A 14,919-nucleotide genomic window follows, 5' to 3' on the forward strand; every position below is an offset into this window, starting at 1 on the left:
ATTAAACGGTATTTGATGTGAAACGATCATTTCCAAGTTCAAGTTGGGTAATAGGCTTCGTGCTGGGAGTTCTGTGTCTGATGAGCCAGTTGGTTCAGGCCCAGACGCCCACCATCGACCTGACTACCCACGAGCCAACGGCAGCATTGCCGGCTGGCGTCACGCTGGAGTGGCATAATGCGCTGCCCATTGGCCCCGGTAATCTGTTGTCGTCGGTACAAACGCAGTCGGCCACACCGGGTGTCTATTACGCGGTATTTAATTACGGAGGCACGCCGGTTTGTTATAGCCAGCCGTCGTACCTGCGCGTGATTACCAACGTGTGCCCGGCCACAACCGTTGATCTGCAAACGGCGGTCGATGCCGCGGCTACACCGGCAGGATCGGTGGTGACGTACCACTCGGCCCTCACCGGAGCCGGTACGGTAGACGGAACAAGTCAGTTAACACCGGCTCAGGTGGCTGCCGCTCCGACCTCACTGTCGGGTACTACGTATTATGTAGCTTATTTCGACCCGGTAGCGAACTGTTACTCGCAGCCAAGCCCGATTGTGGCCGTCACAACGAACTGCTGTCTGGTAACGGGGATTACCCCTGTGCTGTCGACTACGGCCATTACCAACAGCTGCCCAGTTACGACGATTAATCTGAGCGCGATTACGGCGAGCAATGCCCCAGCCAGCACGTCGCTGACCTGGCATTCGGGTACACCGGCTACGGCGGCTAATCAGTTGCTGAGCATTACGGCCGTATCGGCAGGTACCTATTTTGCTGCCTTTTTCGACCCGATCAATAATTGCTATAGTGGCACGGCGGTGACGCCCGTAACAGCAACGACGGTTTCGTGTGCGCAGCCTCCGATTGCTCGTGGCGACATTGCCAACACGAATGTGAACACGCCGGTCTCGGGCAACGTGCTCACCAACGACACCGACCCGCAAGGCGGCCCCCTGACGGCCTCGCTGCTCACCCAGCCCGCAGTCGGTACGGTGGTGCTGAGCCCCACGGGTAGCTTTACCTACACGCCCCCCACGGGCTTCACCGGTACGGTGAGCTTCTGCTACGCGGCCTCCAACACGGCGGGGCTGAGCGCCAGTGCCTGTGTGAGTGTGAACGTCAACCCCCAGCCGAGTCTGCTGGCCAATGATGCGCCCATCGCCAACAACGACAACACGCTCACCCGCTCGGGTGTGGCGGTGACGGTGGCGGTGCTGGCCAACGATTCGGATCCCGACTCGGCCACGAGCCTGGCCGGTCAACTGGCCAACCCCACCTTGCTCGCTCAGCCCTTGGCCGGCACGGCGGTGGTGAACGCCAATGGGACGGTGACCTACACCCCACCGGTGGGCTTCACGGGCGTGGTGAGCTTCCCCTATCAGGTTTGTGACGGGGCGACGCCAGCCTTGTGTGCTACGGCCCTGGTGACGGTGCTGGTGCAGCCGACCCCACCAGTGGGCACGACGTTGGCCCCGGTAGCGGTCGACGATGCGTTGGTAACGTCGGTGAACACACCGGGTGTGGGCAGCGTATCGATCAACGATAGCGATCCGCAGGGTTTACCGCTGACGTACGTGAGTGGTCAGCCGGGCAGTGGCACGGTGGTGCTGTCGCCCACGGGGAGCTACACGTACACGCCAGCGGTGGGCTTTGTGGGTCCTGACAGTTTCACCTACAGTGTGTGCAACTCGGCGGGCCTGTGCGACAAGGCCACCGTGAGTGTGCTGGTACAACAGCCGGCTAACCAGCCTCCGATTGTGACGCCTGACGTGAACACGTTCATTCCGGGTACCCCAACGGCAGGCAATGTGCTCACCAACGATCGCGACCCCGAAGGCACGCCCTTGACAGCCTCAGTGGTGGGTACGCCCCCCGCCGGCTTCACGCTCTCGCCCAACGGCTCTTACACCTATACCTCTCCGCTCAGCCAGACGGCCCCGGTGACGGTGGTGATCAACGTGTGCGACAGCGCCACACCCCCGGCTTGTACTACGTCAACGCTGACGCTGGTGCCAGTGGTACCGCCGACGCTTGCCAACGAGTCGCCGATTGCCTTGAATGATGCGACGCGGACTACAGTGGGTACACCTGTAACAGTTGCTGTGCTGGCTAATGACAAAGATCCCGAGGGTCAGTCTCTGAGCAACCCCACCATCCTGAGCCAGCCCACAGTGGGCACAGCGGTGGTGAACGCTAATGGCACGGTGACATATACCCCGCCCGCTAATTTCACAGGTGTGGTGACGTTCCCCTATCAGGTATGCGATACGGGTACGCCGGTGGCCTGTGCTACAGCAGTGGTGACCGTAGCAGTAGATCCAACCCCGCCAGCTGGTGTGACCAATATTGCTCCGGTTGCCATTGATGACCAACTGCTGACGACCAAGAATGTAAGTGCAACGGGTACGGTAGCAGCCAACGACAGCGATCCCAACGCGGGCCAGACGCTGACGTTTACCAAGCTAACCGACCCGGCCAACGGCACGGTGGTGTTTGCGGCTAACGGCAGCTACACCTACACGCCCCCGGTTGGGTTTGTCGGCACGACCAACTTCACCTACCAGGTCTGTGACAACGGGGTGCCCGTACTGTGTACAACAGCCACGGTGTACATTACTGTGAGCGATCCGCTGGTGCAAGCGCCGATTGCCCGTGGCGACATTGCCAACACGAATGTGAACACGCCGGTCTCGGGCAACGTGCTCACCAACGACACCGACCCGCAAGGCGGCCCCCTGACGGCCTCGCTGCTTACCCAGCCCGCAGTCGGTACGGTGGTGCTGAGCCCCACGGGTAGCTTTACCTACACGCCCCCCACGGGCTTCACCGGCACGGTGAGCTTCTGCTACGCGGCCTCCAACACAGCGGGGCTGAGTGCCAGTGCTTGTGTGAGTGTGAACGTCAACCCCCAGCCGAGTCTGCTGGCCAACGATGCGCCCATCGCCAACAACGACGACACGCTCACCCGCTCGGGTGTGGCGGTGACGGTGGCGGTGCTGGCCAACGATTCGGACCCCGACTCGGCCACGAGCCTGGCCGGTCAACTGGCCAACCCCACCTTGCTCGCTCAGCCCTCGGCCGGCACAGCGGTGGTGAACGCCAATGGGACGGTGACCTACACCCCGCCGGTGGGCTTCACGGGCGTGGTGAGCTTCCCCTATCAGGTTTGTGACCGGGCGACGCCAGCCTTGTGTGCTACGGCCCTGGTGACGGTGCTGGTGCAGCCGACCCCACCAGTGGGCACGACGCTGGCCCCGGTGGCGGTAGACGATGCGTTGGTAACGTCGGTGAACACGCCGGGCGTGGGCAGCGTATCGATCAACGATAGCGATCCGCAGGGTTTACCGCTGACGTACGTGAGTGGTCAGCCGGGCAGTGGCACGGTGGTGCTGTCGCCCACGGGCAGCTACACCTACACGCCAGCGGTGGGCTTTGTGGGTCCCGACAGTTTCACTTACAGTGTGTGTAACTCGGCGGGCTTGTGCGACAAGGCCACCGTGAGTGTGCTGGTACAACAGCCAGTTAACAACGCCCTGGTGTTACGACTCAAAGTGATGTTACAAGGTGCTCTGGTGGGTGGATCGGGTGGCCTCATGCGCGACGATCTCCGTAGCCGCGGCTTCCTGCCAACCACTGAGCCCTACACCGCCATTGGGGGCGCTCGCTTCACCCATGTGAATGGGGGAGGGGGCGAAACCATGCCCGCCAGTGTGACGGCGCAGAATGTCGGTACGGGCAATGCGGTGGTCGACTGGGTATTTGTCGAGCTGCGTAACCCCGCCAACATGTCGGTGGTTGTGGCCACGCGGGCGGCTCTGGTACAACGCGATGGCGATGTGGTGCTGGCTAGCGATGGCGTATCGCCCCTGAGCTTCACGGGTCTGTCGGGTACGAGCTTCTACGTGAGTGTGAAGCACCGGAACCACCTCGGTGCGATGACGGCCTCGGCCATTCCGCTCTCTACGACGGGTACCCTTGTCGACTTTACGACGGCGACAGGGCCTCAGTTGTACAACACGGTCATTGGTGCCTTCAACTACGAGGGTTGGGAGCAGATCAACGTAAACGGGGTGCAGGCCTTGTGGGCGGGCAACGCCAACCACGACGTGAAAGTGAAGTATCAGGGTTCGGCCAACGACCTGATTACGATCTTCTCGGAAGTCATACAGGCGCAAACGAGCATCGGAATCACCAACCCGATTTACAATTACGACAACGCGCTCGGCTACTATTTTGGGGACGTAAACATGGACGGCAAAGTGAAGTACCAGGGTACCAGCAACGATACCTCGCTCATCTTTACCAACGTGATTACCAACTACCGTACCGATACTATGATGAACGTAGATCGGTTGTACAACTTTGACTTCATGCTTGAGCAAATTCCATAAGACCCACCCGGAGCGTACGTTCACGCGTACGCTCCATCTCATTTTCTACCATTTTTGCCATGAAAAAGCTCCTTTTTATCTTCTGTATGCTGGGGATCGGTCTGCCGGCTTTGGCTCAGACAGTCGAGTACACCATTCGTTATAACCTTTCCCTGAGTCGGTATGAAGTGTATGCCCGCTCCAATGCTACGGCAACCCAATTCAACTGGGGAAGCTCGCAGGTGTCTATCGTGACGCCTGCTTCGCTCACCAATGTGCCGTTTGCAGTCAATAGTGTTGCGGCCGGAGGTTGGTCCGACAACTCCCAGATCTATGATGTATTTGGGTCCGATTTTCACGGCGTTGGCTCTACGGGCTTAAAGGTCGATCTGGTAGCGAATCAGGAGACCCTGCTGTTTCACTTCACTCTGCCGGGTGGTGTCTGTGTTCCGGGTATCCGGCTGTTTGTTAACGGGGTTGACCCCAGTTCAAGTGTGCCCGAGTTGAAGGGTGGCGATTTTGCCAACACCATGTACTCGGCTAACGATATTCTGGGCAGTAACAACCTGTACATCCAGAATTACGCCAATACTGGCACTGTATGTACGGCGTGCAATCTGGTAGCTCCTACGCTTAGTAAATAACCCAAGGCCATGAACAGCAAAAAAATGTATCTATGGCTGCTGGGACTGACTGTCTGGTTCGGGCAGTTGGGCGGGGTGGCCTGGGCTACGGCTCCCCGCGACGCCCACATCCTGACAACGCCCTGGCTGGCTGATAGCGACCTCGATGGGGTTGATGATGCCGTTGATCTTTGTCCCGGCACGCCTACAGGAACTCCGGTCAATGCGTATGGCTGCCCGGTTTCGTTGTCTACCTGCGATTATAACACCTCTACCGTTTCGCTCATGAGTACAGGCGGAAGTAGCGGTACGTCGGTGACTACGGCCTATGTCCTGACCGATGCGGCAGGTTCCATTTTACAGATCCGCCCCACGGCCACCTTTTCGGGGTTGAGTGGTACGGCTACTTACATGGCGGTGGCTCTGACGTACGAGGGGGCCGCGACTAACCTGACGGTGGGCGGTTCGCTAAGCGCCGTAACTGCTAGCTGTTTCGATTTGTCCGATGCACTCGTGTTCAAAGCCTGTGTACCCCCGTCAACGACCTGCGATTACGAGATTGGTAACCCGATCACGCTCCAGATCACCGGTGGCAGTTCGGGTACGGGTGTCAAAACAAGCTACGTTTTGACCGATGCTGCCGATAAGATTCTACAGGTTTCGGCCACGCCTACCTTTAGCACAACCGGCCTGGTTGCTGGTACGTACAAAGCATATGCCGTAACCTACAATGACGATGGTACCATTACCAATCTGGTCGCCAATGGTACCAACTCGATCCTGCAGGTGACGTCGAGCTGCCTGGCCATATCGCCGGGCCTGCCACTGGTACTGTGTGGAGGCTGTGTTCCCCGTTGTGTCCCAATTACGGTTACCCGTCTATAAAAAACTGCTATATCATGAAAACAGCAAAGGCCTTAGTCGGAATCGCTGGCTTGACGGGTTTATCATACCTGGCCCAGGCCCAGTCACAATCTCCGCTTAATCTCCGACTCGATTTCAATACTGAGCTAAACCGGTACGAGGTGTATGTGAAACCTACGTTTAGCGCCCAACGCTACACCTGGGGACCATCGCAGGTAACGGTAGTGGTGCCTAAAGAGTTGGCCGACATCACCATCAGCCCGCACAGCAGCCAGGCCGGGGTTTGGCTCGACCAGTCGGTGGTGTATAGCCCCGCAGCTGCCCCCGACCGCGATTTTCATGCCTTTTCAACGCAAGGGGGGAAGATCGATCTGGTAGCGGGCGAAGAGCAGCTTTTGTTCGAATTCACATTAGCGAAAGGGTATCTGGAGGGTGTACGGCTGTTTGATCCGGCCAAAGACCCCAGCTCGGCCGCGCCGGGTATGAAAGGGGGCGATTTTAGCTCCTATGCGTCCAACGACAAAGGGGATGTGAAATTGGGCCTGAACACCCGCCCCGCTGAGCTGCCCGTGGCGGTTGAGGCTGTCCGGTCGACTGGTGCTGAACCGGGTGCTTCGTTTGGTGTAGTTGCCTACCCGAATCCAAGTGGATCGGGCGTGTTTCGCTTGCACTTGAAAGGTGTCCCTGATAAAGAAGTCGTGCAGGTGCAGATGGCTACCCTCAACGGTAAAGTCCTGAAGCAGTTCGATGAGTCCGTTGAAACGCTTGCCGGACGCGCCATTCCGGTGCCGGGTGGAGCTAGTACGTACCTGCTTGTTACGGTTACAAGACCCGGAAAGCAGGAGGCTATCACTCAGAAACTTTTGGTGAAGTAGGTCTGGCTTCTGTTGAGCCGATACCCGTTCATTACCTGGTCGATTGCCATCGGAGCAATCGACCTTTTTTTTGTTCGACTACCCAGACCTGAATACCCGGAAACCGACGTGCCAATCGCTTGTTGGGTCCCCAGTACGAAAGCAGGCCCCGCGATAAGCTGAAGACTTTAGTGAGGGCGTCGGCCCGGTATCCATCGGGAGCCAGCACCGTAGTTCTGACAAAGTGGGTCAGTCCCAGGCCCGAACGTGGGTTCATGATGTGCGAATACCGGCGACCGTTGAGGTCGAGGTGCCGGTACGTATCGCCTGATGTGGTAATGGCCCCGTTTTTCAGGTAGATAATCAGCGTGTCGGCTGGGTCGGGTCGCGCGTTGGTACCCGACCCCATGTCTACCCGCCAGCCCTGCGGTCGCTCCGGCGGAGGGTCGCCCGCTAATACATCACCACCCAGATCGAGCAAAAAACGGGAAATACTGGCTGCGCGTAACACCCGACCGGCTTCGTCAACGGCGAAACCCTGTCCGATACCGCCCACATCGAGCCGCATACGGGGCCGTAATAGGCGCACTGTGCGACGAACGGTATCGAGCCGGATAAGTCGGTAGCCAACGGCCCGGCGGGCCTGTCGGCGCTCTTTAGCGGGCGGAAACGTTCGTTGGCGTACGGCTCGTCGCCAAAGCTGGGATAGGGGGCCAATCGTCGGGTCGAAGCGCCCCCCAGACTGATGGGCAATCCGGCACCCTTTTTGTAGAATATCAAACAGCTCGGCCGATACGGGAACGGCCTGTTTGCTTCCGCTCGACTGCGACAGGCGGTTTATCTCTGATCCATCCAAATAGTCGCTCAGGATGGTGTTGAGCGTATCCATTCGGGCCGATACCTGTGCGTAGACTCGTTGAGCGGTCAGGCTATCAGGAGCGTATAAAGTAACTGTAAACTGCGTGCCCATGAGCCCCCGCCGAAAGCTGTAGCGCTCGAGTGGCTGAGCCTGTGTGGTGCTCCAGGTACCCAAAAGCATAAAGCAGATGATAAACCAACTCCAAACTGAGATGTACATACGGTACCATAAGCTGATCCCGACCTTATTTTTTGGCCACCAACTAAAAAAAAAAATTGGCAGCGAGACATCCAGAGCGTAGGTTTCGGCGTAGATATGAGAGCTTTTTTGTGAGGTCGTTATAAAGTGCAAGTTTTTCTCAAAATGAGGCAGTTGTACCATAAAATGAGGTTATAGCAACAACGTTGCACGATACAAAATTTTATGGAACTAAACGCCCCACTTGAAAAATAATTGAATCCAACTCTTGCTTGATACCTAATTATTAGGTTACTTTGATTCTACAATCTCGCAATTCGGCACAAAAAATTAAACCAGCACACACTATCGATAGCACGCTCTACGTTACCTAATTGTCTTACTGAAAATGGAAAAAGCCCAGGTAACAGACAGTGAGCTGATTTCTCTGTACATCCGTGGTAGTGAAAGTGCCTTTGCCAAACTCGTTCATCGACATAAGTCTAAGATCTACACAACAATTTACCTGATTGTAAAGGACCAGTACGTAGCCGAAGACCTCCTTCAGGATACGTTCATCAAAGCGGTTGATACAATCAAGTCGGGTAGATATAACGAGGAAGGCAAGTTTCTCCCCTGGATCATTCGAATTGCTCACAACTTGGCCATTGACTATTTCCGGAAGGATAAACGCTACCCCAATGTAGTGTTTGAAGACGGAAGCAATGTGTTCAATACGCTTGAGTTTGCCGAGGACTCTATCGAATCCATGCAGATCAGGCAGGAGACACATGAGCATTTGCGCGAGTTGATCCAGCGTTTGCCGGAACAGCAGCGCCAGGTTCTGATCATGCGGCACTACGAGGAAATGAGTTTCCAGGAGATTGCCGATGCGACCGGCGTCAGTATAAACACAGCTTTGGGACGTATGCGTTATGCGCTGATTAATCTGCGCAAGCAACTAAGCAAACGTTCGCCGAGCTATGATAAAAACTTTTACTCACGATGATGTAATCCGGTATGTCTACGAGGAGACCTCCCCAGAGGAGAACCTGCTCATCGAAGACGCCATGATGTCGGACCCCGAACTGATGACTCAGTTCCTCGATACGCTTGAGCTTCGGGCGTTGATGGATAAAATTGAGCGGCAGCCCCGGCCCGATACGCTTAACGCGATACTCCAATATTCACGATCGTACCCGCCGAACCCGGCGTCTCGTTTGTTGGCTTAGGTCACACAAAAGGGCGTCGGGTTTGTCGTATCTTTGGTCTTAGGAATGGGTTTATGAGATGTCATCTTATTTAGAAAGATGACATCTCATAAACCCATTCCTAAGACTTTTCTTGTATATGCTGAAGAAAGAACGTTTCCGCCGTTTCATAGACTATTTCACAACGCACTATGCTGAAGTGCAAACCGAGCTAAACTTCAGTAATCCGTTTGAGCTGCTGGTCGCCGTCATTCTGTCGGCTCAGTGTACCGATAAACGCATCAATCAGATCACGCCCGCTTTGTTTGCGCGGTTTCCGGAGGCCGAGTCGCTCGCGGCTGCGTCGGTCGAGGAGGTGTTTTCGTACATCCGCTCGGTGTCGTACCCCAACAACAAAGCAAAGCACCTGGTCGGTATGGCCCGGCTGCTTGTGGAGAAGTTTGGGGGGGAGGTACCGGCTACGCTGGCCGAGTTGCAGTCGCTGCCGGGAGTTGGCCGTAAAACGGCGCACGTGATTCTGTCGATTGTGTACAATGAGCCCACGATGGCCGTAGATACCCACGTGTTTCGGGTGTCGCACCGGTTGGGGCTTGCGCCCTTAACTGCAACAACTCCTTTGGCCGTTGAGAAGGCCCTGGTGGCTCACATTCCGAAGGAGCTGGTACCAAAGTCGCATCATTGGCTCATTCTGCACGGGCGGTACGTATGCGTGGCCCGCGCACCCAAGTGCGACATCTGTGCGTTGAAGGATTTTTGTAAGTATTACGAAAAACAAACAGCTCCGCCCCGGAGAGTAAGGCAGAGCGTGTAACGAAGTAGCCAGAAGGAGCGGACCGATTAGTTCGCTCCTTTTTTTGTCAGCCAGGTCCAAACAGTGGCTGATGTCATCAGGGTAGCCTTGGCATAAGCCGTGGCTTTGGTGCGCGTTGGGCAAGTCGGTTGACTCGCAACCGGCCGTTTTGCCCGAATCTGCTTACGAGCAGCAAACAAGTTGTGCGGGTGCCCCATACCAAACGTCTGAAGACTCATCCCCACGATCAGAACCGTCATTGCCAACTTCGTTTTCATTGTCTCGTCCGATTTGTTGTTCTTGTTGACACAAAGATATAGGTAACGTTTGGTATCTTGCAATACAAAGTACTAAAAATATTTTTCGAAGGCCATTTTTTTGATGGTTGTGAGTGGCTGACATTGGTAGGAATCAATCCGAATGCGGCTGATAGCCAGCACACTTACAACCATAAAATGGCTCTTGGGTTAATTTATTCGATAACTACCCGCTGTACGGCTCCGTCTTCGTTTTGCGTCACGCTGAGGAAATACACCCCGGCCGAACCCTTTTTGCCCAGGTCAATTTGCCCGACAAACTCACCCGAAAAGTCTTTCAGTTCGCGCCGGGCTACCTCTTTGCCCTTGGCGTTCGTGACGACAATCTGAATATCGCCCTTGGCCGGTGCCGTAAAGCGAACGTTCAGCTGGTCTTTGTCCGGATTGTTAGGGTAAGCGCTCAAACCCCGGATGGTTGAAGGCTTGTTCCGAACATTGTACGTACGCGACCAGCCGTCGAACGCCCGGTTTAGCTCGGGTTCAATATCGCGCCGGAAGAAACGCTCGGTGTTGGTTACCAGCGAATCAACGTTCATGCGGAAGTTGTACTGCCAATTGGGCGACACATAAGGCCGACGGGCGTACACATCGCCCGGCCGCTCGCGCACGCGGGTGCCATCAATTTGGTCGATGATGATGGTCATTTGCCGGTTACGCTCGTTGGGGCGGGCCGCCTTGATGGAGTCAACGAGTTTCATGGCAATCTGATCCCGGTCATCGTTGCTGTTGAGCTTGTACGTCCGGGTGGTTTCGCGAACCTGATCGCCGTTGCGCTCAATAATCTTGATCGTAACATCTTCGCCCTCGGCTGTTTTATTTTTCGACGACTGCTGAGCGAGGGTAGGGGTAACGGCCAGGCCTATCAGCACTGCTGGAATCCAGAACCGTTGGTAAATAGAGCGTGTTGTTTTCATAGTGCTTGTCGTTGTGTAAAGGAACAAATGAGTTTTCAGAGGGTCTGTGAGTGAGCTGTTAAAGTTTGTTAAACCGGACCTGTGGGCCGTGGCCCTTCGTTAGTTTTACAAACACCGCCCGGCCCGTGGGCCTGTTGAACGGTTTTTACCAAGGATGAATGTTCTGGTAGCAACGTTGCACGGGAATCAAAAAAATGTCGAAACAACGTATTCGCTGGATTGTCGCCCTCATGACGGTAGGGTTGCTGGGGCTGGTAGGTCTACAAGGCTACTATATTACCTCAGCGTGGCGGCTTCAGCGCGAACAGTTTGATTATAAAGTGACCGACGCCCTACAGGAGGTTGTGCGGACACTCGAACGGCGGGAAATCATGGACCTGAGCCGGCAACGGCTTCGTGCCCAGCAGCAACAACAGGGGCTGATGGCTATTTCGCGCAAGGCCGAGGTTAAGCCTGATGTGAAGCGGGCTCCTTCGCCCAAGCCCCTCACCGAAAGCCGCATTGCCCGGCGGCTTCGGCAACAGCGGGCTTCCCAAACCGGTTCTGAAATGCCCACAACGGTGGTGATTCAGTCCGATGTGTTGCATCCGCAAACCCAACCCATCACGCCCGAGCAAGCGCTGGTGGTGGCTACGTTTTTTGAACAACAGGAAATGCTGGCTGCTGCGGGTGAGTGGCAGGCTCAGCTTGAACAGCAACGGCAGTTTGAAGAATGGGCTAATCGGGAGCTGGTGGGGCAGATGAATCAGTTTAACCACGACCTGACCCAGTCGTACCTGAAGGCCGATTCGCTGCGCCAACGCCAACTGGCAGTGGGGCGCAACCGTCCTAAAAAACAGACGGAGCCGACCCGAAAACCCGTACCTGAACCGACGGCTGTAGCTCAGTTAAACAAGCGGGCCGAGGAGCAAACCGAGATGGTAAAGGGTGTACTCAAAGAGCTGCTGCTGTCGGAGCGGCCAATTGGTGAGCGGGTTGACCGACTTACGCTCGACACGCTGTTACGGCAAAGCCTGGCCGAGCGAGGTATCTCGCTGCCGTTTGCCTATGGGGTCCGCAGCGACCGCACCAGTAGCGGTAAGCCGCAATTTCTGTTTGCCACCTCCAATACCGACCCCAACCGAATCGCAATGGCAGGCTACCGGGCCGTGCTGTTTCCGAACAACCTGCTCGATACGGGCAATCACCTGTACGTCTATTTCCCGACCCGGCAGGAGTTTATCTGGAGCCGGATGGGCTTTACGCTGGCCGCATCAGCTTTGCTGATTCTGACCATTCTGGCTTGTTTTTATATCGCCATCAGCACCATTGTGCGGCAGAAAAAAATGGCCGATATCAAAAACGACTTTATCAATAACATGACCCACGAGTTCAAAACGCCTATTTCGACCATCTCGCTGGCGGTCGAAATGGCGGAGAACATGGGTTGGCGGGAACAAACTGACTCCCAACGCGCAGCTGACCCGGAAGAGGCCGGGCGGCTATCGCGCTACCTCGGGATCATTCGCGACGAAACCCGTCGGCTGGGCTCGCACGTCGAGAAAGTACTTCAGATGGCCCTACTCGACCGGGGGGCGGTTAAGCTGGCTATCGTACCGGTGAATATTCACGATGTGGTCGAAAAGGTGCTGAACACCATTGGGTTGCAGATTGAGCAGCGCGGGGGCGAACTGGAACTCGATTTTGAGGCCGAGAACGAGGTTGTCGAAGCTGATGAGGTACATTTGACCAATATTGTGTACAACCTCGTTGACAATGCCATCAAGTACTCGCCCGGTAAACCGCATATTACCATCCGCACCCAAAGCCTGCCCGACGGGGTAAGCCTGACCGTAGCCGACCAGGGGCTGGGTCTCTCCAAAGAGCAGCAAAACCGAATTTTCGAAACGTTTTACCGGGTCCCGACGGGCAACCTGCACGATGTGAAAGGTTTCGGGCTGGGTCTGAGTTACGTTCGGAAAATGGTGGATGCCCACCACGGCCGCATCACGGTTGAGAGCCAGCTGGGGCAGGGCAGTGCATTTGAAGTAGTCATTCCATATAAAATGAATAATGGATAGTGGTAAATGGATAGGCTTCTTTGCCAATATTATTCATTGACCACTATCCATTATTCATTGACCTATTATACATCCTATTCGATGGCAACAATCTTACTGGCCGAAGACGACCCTAATCTGGGGCAACTTGTTCAAGAATATCTCACTCTACGCGGGTTTCAGACCGACCGGGCTACCGATGGCAGCATGGCGCTCGAATTATTCACCCGCGGCCAGTACGATTTGTGCATTTTCGATGTGATGATGCCCAAAAAGGACGGCTTCTCGCTCGCCCGCGAGGTGCGCATGACGGGCCGCGATGTGCCCATCATCTTCCTGACCGCCAAGTCGATGAAAGAAGACACCATTCAGGGGTTTAAGGTCGGGGCTGATGATTATGTAACCAAGCCTTTCAGCATGGAGGAACTGCTGCTGCGGATTCAGGCCATTTTACGCCGGTATCAGCGGGGTAGTGCCGATGCCCTCGAGCCCACGGTCTATACCATCGGGTCGTTTTCGTTCGATTATCACCATCAGCTGTTGAGCCGGCAAGCCGATGGGCACGAACCGTCGAGCCAGAAACTCACCAGCAAGGAATCGGAGCTGTTAAAATTGTTCGCTCAGAACCTCAATCAGCCAATAAGCCGTAGCTTTGCGCTCAAGATGGTCTGGGGCGACGATTCGTATTTCAACGCCCGGAGCATGGACGTGTACATCACCAAATTGCGCAAATACCTGCGCGATGACGAGCGGGTGCAACTGGTTAATGTGCACGGCGAAGGATTTAAACTGATTGTGTAATGGGTGGGTCGGTTGTGGTTCAGGGTTGATAGCCAGCGGCCTGGGTGGGGCCTGCCCCCGTTTGCGTCGTTTGTAAAGGCCGGGCCAACAACGCCATACACCCAAAACGATACACTATGAACCTCATTCGACGTCCCCGGCGTAACCGCGCTTCGGCGGTGATTCGGGATATGGTACAGGAAACCCGCCTGACCCCCCACGATTTTATTCTGCCCATCTTTGTGATGGAAGGGCAAAACCTGCGGACCGAAGTGGCTTCGATGCCGGGTATTTATCGCCACTCGCCCGACCTGCTCATGGACGAAATTGCCGAGTGCGTCGACCTCGGTATCCGGGCGTTTGATCTGTTTCCCAACTTGCCTGAGGCCAAAAAAGACAAGTACGCAACCGAGAGTACTAACCCCGATGGCCTGTACCTGAGCACCATCCGGGCTATTAAAGACCGTTTTCCGGAGGTGTGTATTATGACCGATGTAGCCATGGACCCCTATAGTTCCGACGGTCACGATGGTCTCGTTGAAAACGGACAGATTCTGAACGACCCAACGCTCGAAATTCTGGCCAAAATGGCTGTAGCGCAGGCCGAAGCCGGTGCTGATATTCTGGGACCCTCAGACATGATGGATGGCCGGGTGGGGTATATTCGGAGTGCACTCGATGCGGCCGGTTATACCAACGTGGGCATTATGTCGTACGCGGCCAAATACGCCAGTGCGTTTTATGGTCCCTTCCGCGACGCCCTCGATTCGGCTCCCAAGTTTGGCGATAAAAAAACGTACCAGATGAACCCTGCCAACAGCCGCGAAGCCCTCATTGAGGCCGAGCTGGATGTGCAGGAGGGCGCTGACATGCTCATGGTGAAGCCCGCCCTGGCGTATCTGGACATTATCAAGCTGCTACGCGAAAATGTGAATCTGCCCATTACGGCCTATAATGTGAGTGGCGAGTATGCCATGATTAAGGCCGCTGCCCGTAATGGCTGGCTCGATGGCGACCGCGCCATGATGGAGACTCTATTGTCGATCAAACGCGCCGGTGCCGATGTTATTCTGACGTATTTTGCCAAAGAAGCCGCTAAACAACTAAACAGTAGGCAGTAGCAG

At 55.7% G+C, this 14,919-nt stretch carries 13 protein-coding genes; 10 read left to right on the forward strand and 3 right to left on the reverse strand.

The features are described from left to right. Window positions 1–17 precede the first annotated feature (17 nt). The 4 genes from F5984_RS02955 to F5984_RS02970 are packed head-to-tail and all read left to right on the forward strand — an operon-like array spanning window position 18 to window position 6,729. On the forward strand, window positions 18–4,388 hold the full coding sequence (locus tag F5984_RS02955) for an Ig-like domain-containing protein (RefSeq protein ID WP_152122634.1): 4,371 nt from the start codon (window positions 18–20) through the stop codon (window positions 4,386–4,388). A gap of 59 nt (window positions 4,389–4,447) precedes the next feature. Further along, on the forward strand, window positions 4,448–5,011 hold the full coding sequence (locus F5984_RS02960) for a hypothetical protein (protein WP_246168788.1): 564 nt from the start codon (window positions 4,448–4,450) through the stop codon (window positions 5,009–5,011). A 9-nt stretch (window positions 5,012–5,020) separates the two neighbouring features. Continuing rightward, window positions 5,021–5,875 carry a hypothetical protein gene (locus F5984_RS02965; protein ID WP_152122637.1) on the forward strand — a complete coding sequence of 285 codons (855 nt, stop codon included), beginning with the start codon at window positions 5,021–5,023 and terminating at the stop codon, window positions 5,873–5,875. A 14-nt stretch (window positions 5,876–5,889) separates the two neighbouring features. Next, complete coding sequence (locus F5984_RS02970) at window positions 5,890–6,729, forward strand: T9SS type A sorting domain-containing protein (RefSeq protein WP_152122638.1); 840 nt, start codon at window positions 5,890–5,892, stop codon at window positions 6,727–6,729. A gap of 31 nt (window positions 6,730–6,760) precedes the next feature. On the opposite strand, the gene F5984_RS02975 is transcribed toward F5984_RS02970, so the two are convergent. Continuing rightward, window positions 6,761–7,786 (reverse strand): FAD:protein FMN transferase, encoded by a 1,026-nt coding sequence (locus F5984_RS02975; protein ID WP_152122640.1) that lies wholly within the window; start codon window positions 7,784–7,786, stop codon window positions 6,761–6,763. Between the two features lie 367 nt (window positions 7,787–8,153). On the opposite strand from F5984_RS02975, the gene F5984_RS02980 reads away from it, so the two are divergent. The 3 genes from F5984_RS02980 (at window position 8,154) to nth (ending at window position 9,766) form a co-directional block, all read left to right on the forward strand. Then, window positions 8,154–8,753: an RNA polymerase sigma factor gene (locus F5984_RS02980; protein ID WP_019987571.1), complete on the forward strand. Its 600-nt coding sequence runs from the start codon at window positions 8,154–8,156 to the stop codon at window positions 8,751–8,753. Continuing rightward, entirely contained in the window at window positions 8,728–8,976 is a 249-nt protein-coding gene (locus tag F5984_RS02985) for a hypothetical protein (RefSeq protein WP_019987570.1), read from the forward strand. The genes F5984_RS02980 and F5984_RS02985 overlap by 26 nt, the downstream gene beginning before the upstream one ends. 118 nt (window positions 8,977–9,094) lie before the next feature. Further along, window positions 9,095–9,766 carry an endonuclease III gene (gene nth / locus F5984_RS02990; RefSeq protein ID WP_152122643.1) on the forward strand — a complete coding sequence of 224 codons (672 nt, stop codon included), beginning with the start codon at window positions 9,095–9,097 and terminating at the stop codon, window positions 9,764–9,766. A 26-nt stretch (window positions 9,767–9,792) separates the two neighbouring features. Here nth and F5984_RS02995 read toward each other — a convergent pair whose 3' ends face one another. Next, window positions 9,793–10,023 (reverse strand): hypothetical protein, encoded by a 231-nt coding sequence (locus F5984_RS02995; RefSeq protein WP_152122645.1) that lies wholly within the window; start codon window positions 10,021–10,023, stop codon window positions 9,793–9,795. 194 nt (window positions 10,024–10,217) lie between these two features. Beyond that, window positions 10,218–10,976 (reverse strand): T9SS type A sorting domain-containing protein, encoded by a 759-nt coding sequence (locus F5984_RS03000; protein WP_152122647.1) that lies wholly within the window; start codon window positions 10,974–10,976, stop codon window positions 10,218–10,220. Between the two features lie 194 nt (window positions 10,977–11,170). On the opposite strand from F5984_RS03000, the gene F5984_RS03005 reads away from it, so the two are divergent. From F5984_RS03005 to hemB, 3 genes are all read left to right on the forward strand, one after another. Next, entirely contained in the window at window positions 11,171–13,036 is a 1,866-nt protein-coding gene (locus tag F5984_RS03005; RefSeq protein ID WP_152122649.1) for a sensor histidine kinase, read from the forward strand. A gap of 81 nt (window positions 13,037–13,117) precedes the next feature. Beyond that, on the forward strand, window positions 13,118–13,816 hold the full coding sequence (locus tag F5984_RS03010) for a response regulator transcription factor (RefSeq protein WP_152122651.1): 699 nt from the start codon (window positions 13,118–13,120) through the stop codon (window positions 13,814–13,816). A 116-nt stretch (window positions 13,817–13,932) separates the two neighbouring features. Next, a complete protein-coding gene (gene hemB, locus F5984_RS03015) occupies window positions 13,933–14,916 on the forward strand; it encodes a porphobilinogen synthase (protein ID WP_152122652.1) in 984 nt (327 codons plus the stop codon). Window positions 14,917–14,919 lie beyond the last annotated feature (3 nt).

The organism is Rudanella paleaurantiibacter (assembly GCF_009184635.1).
Taxonomy (GTDB): Bacteria; Bacteroidota; Bacteroidia; order Cytophagales; family Spirosomataceae; genus Rudanella; species Rudanella paleaurantiibacter.

Excerpts from the sequence above, each read along its gene's own strand:
- F5984_RS02960 (WP_246168788.1), top strand. The coding sequence starts at position 4,448 with ATGAAAAAGCTCCTTTTTATCTTCTGTATGCTGGGGATCGGTCTGCCG.
- F5984_RS02965 (WP_152122637.1), top strand. The coding sequence starts at position 5,021 with ATGAACAGCAAAAAAATGTATCTATGGCTGCTGGGACTGACTGTCTGG.
- F5984_RS02970 (WP_152122638.1), top strand. The coding sequence starts at position 5,890 with ATGAAAACAGCAAAGGCCTTAGTCGGAATCGCTGGCTTGACGGGTTTA.
- F5984_RS02975 (WP_152122640.1), bottom strand. The coding sequence starts at position 7,786 with ATGTACATCTCAGTTTGGAGTTGGTTTATCATCTGCTTTATGCTTTTG.
- F5984_RS02980 (WP_019987571.1), top strand. The coding sequence starts at position 8,154 with ATGGAAAAAGCCCAGGTAACAGACAGTGAGCTGATTTCTCTGTACATC.
- F5984_RS02985 (WP_019987570.1), top strand. The coding sequence starts at position 8,728 with ATGATAAAAACTTTTACTCACGATGATGTAATCCGGTATGTCTACGAG.
- nth (WP_152122643.1), top strand. The coding sequence starts at position 9,095 with ATGCTGAAGAAAGAACGTTTCCGCCGTTTCATAGACTATTTCACAACG.
- F5984_RS02995 (WP_152122645.1), bottom strand. The coding sequence starts at position 10,023 with ATGAAAACGAAGTTGGCAATGACGGTTCTGATCGTGGGGATGAGTCTT.
- F5984_RS03000 (WP_152122647.1), bottom strand. The coding sequence starts at position 10,976 with ATGAAAACAACACGCTCTATTTACCAACGGTTCTGGATTCCAGCAGTG.
- F5984_RS03005 (WP_152122649.1), top strand. The coding sequence starts at position 11,171 with ATGTCGAAACAACGTATTCGCTGGATTGTCGCCCTCATGACGGTAGGG.
- F5984_RS03010 (WP_152122651.1), top strand. The coding sequence starts at position 13,118 with ATGGCAACAATCTTACTGGCCGAAGACGACCCTAATCTGGGGCAACTT.
- hemB (WP_152122652.1), top strand. The coding sequence starts at position 13,933 with ATGAACCTCATTCGACGTCCCCGGCGTAACCGCGCTTCGGCGGTGATT.